This window comes from Nocardia sp. NPDC051911 (genome assembly GCF_040681035.1).
Taxonomy (GTDB): domain Bacteria; phylum Actinomycetota; class Actinomycetes; order Mycobacteriales; family Mycobacteriaceae; genus Nocardia; species Nocardia sichangensis.
In genome coordinates this window covers 1-2,258 of record NZ_JBFAXY010000098.1, presented here as the reverse complement: position 1 = coordinate 2,258, position 2,258 = coordinate 1, and the positions used below count along the sequence as shown (strand labels likewise).

General features: G+C 65.1%; 1 protein-coding gene. It reads left to right on the top strand.

Going from position 1 to position 2,258, the window contains the following annotated elements:
- Nucleotides 1–739: 739 nt before the first annotated feature.
- A partial coding sequence (gene ltrA, locus AB0L97_RS38560; protein WP_364440003.1) for a group II intron reverse transcriptase/maturase occupies nt 740–2,258 on the top strand: 1,519 nt, incomplete at its 3' end.

Sequence of the window (2,258 nt, the reverse complement as noted above, 5' to 3'; positions counted from 1 at the left end):
GCCGAGGAGAACAAGCGGCTGCGTAAGCAGGTCGCCGAGTTGGAGCGGGTCAACGACATTCTGCGGTCTGCGAGTGCGTATTTCGCCTCGGAGCTGTGCGCCACGAGGCGCTGGGATAGTCGAGAGGTGGTGAGAGACCGTCTCCCTCGGGTCGTCGCAGCGACCTGAGCGAAGCCTGGGGGCAGCCTGGTCTGGAGGAACACCGGTATCGGGTGGCAAGCGGCCCCGACGAGGGCGGGTCGTGCCGGAACTGCCAGACGGTGCGGGCCTGTTGGGCGAGGTCAGAAGGTGCAGCGTGAGCGAACCAGTGGTCGAAGCTCCGTAACAGCGAAGCCGGCTCCAACCTGGTGGATGTGGGCCGGTATGCAGCGATCGAAATTCTCTAGTTCCAAGGGTTTCGGCTCCGAAGCCGCATATCTCGAGCGGTGAGGTGGCCATGGTGAAGGTCTGCGGCGTAACCGTGGCGATGCTGCCGGAGTAGAGCTGGGTGCCTCCCTGACCGATCGATTACCTGGTGAACGTGGGAACCACCATGCGGGACCGTGAATTTCGGGTCGGGCAGCCAGCCCGGACGGGATCGGGAGATCTGTTCCGATCGAGGACCTGTGTCGGTGGGGCGGAGGCCCCGTAGTAGTCGCGGGAGTGACGACCCGCCAATGGGGGTCGCGAGAGGCGGCCGCAGGGCGAAGGGGGTCAGCGAGACAAGCGGTTTCATGGACTGGAAGGTCAGGAGGAACTTGTGTCGCCGGTGAATACCGACGATCCGGACGCGGTGCTGTTCGAGGCGCGCCGACGGGTACTGAAGATCCAGACGAAACTGCACCGTTGGGCCCGCGACGATCCTCGTCGCCGGTTCGATGATCTGTTCAACCTCGTGTGTGATCCTGCGTTCTTGTTGGTGGCGTGGGATCGGGTGAGCGGGAACAAGGGTGCCCGAACTGCCGGGGTGGACGGGCGAACAGCCTGGTCCGTCAGGGTGTTCGACCGGGTCGGGGACTTCCTCGACCAGCTGCGCTCGCGGGTGAAGGACCGCAGCTTCCGCCCGATGCCGGTGCGCGAGCGGATGATCCCGAAAGCCGGTGGCAGGTTGCGCCGGTTGGGGATCCCGACCGGGGCCGACCGGGTGGTCCAGGCATCACTGAAGCTGGTGCTGGAACCGATTTTCGAGGCAGATTTCCTGCCGTGTTCGTATGGTTTCCGGCCCAACCGTCGGGCCTGGGACGCTGTTGCCGAGGTGCTTTATCTGACGACCCGGCCCCGGAATTACCACTGGGTCGTCGAAGGCGACATCAAGGCGTGCTTCGACGAGATCGACCACCCTGCTCTGATGAGGCGGGTGTGTCGACGCATCGGAGATAAACACGTCCTGGCGTTGGTGAAAGCGTTTCTGAAGGCGGGCATCCTCGCCGAGGATGGCCAGCTCGAAGACACCAGCGGTGGTGTCCCGCAAGGCGGTATCCTCTCGCCGCTGCTGGCGAATATCGCGCTGTCGGTGCTGGACGAACATATCGCCAACGCGCCCGGCGGCCCGGCCTCCAGCAAGGTCGATCGGGCCAGGCGCCGTCGTCATGGGCTGCCGAATTTTCGGCTGGTCCGCTATGCCGACGACTGGTGTTTGATGGTGTCGGGCACTCGCGCCGACGCCGAAGCCCTGCGTGAGGAGATCGCTGGGGTCTTGGCGACGATGGGTTTGCGCCTGTCACCGGAGAAGACCCTGATCACCCATATCGACGAGGGATTGGATTTCCTCGGGTGGCGCATCCAGCGTCACCGGAAACGAGGCACCCGCCAGTTTCACGTCTATACGTATCCGTCGAAGAAGGCCGTGCTGGCCGTGAAGCGGAAACTGAAGACGATCCGGCGGGCGGTCGAACCGCGGGTGCATGCGATGCTGGCCCGGCGCGGCATCTCCGTCGGCCGCAAACGGGTGGAGCGGGTGATGAGTGGCGCCGGGTTGCAGGGCGCGTTCCTGCGGAAACGGTGGCGCATCGCCTCGACACGAACCGATCCACGGGCGGCGCCGGCACCGGATCTGGTCGAGCGGGTCTTCACCGCGGACCGGCCGAACCGGTTGTGGGTGGCCGACGCGATCAGGATCCCGTGCGGTCAGGGTGCGTTCTGGCTGGCAGCGGTGCGGGATGCGTTCTCCAACCGGATCGTGGGCTGGAAAACCTCGGACCGCTGCGACACCGAGCTTGTGCTCGGAGCGCTGGAGTTCGCGGTTTGGAGTCGTGACATCCGCGACGGTGAGCTGATAC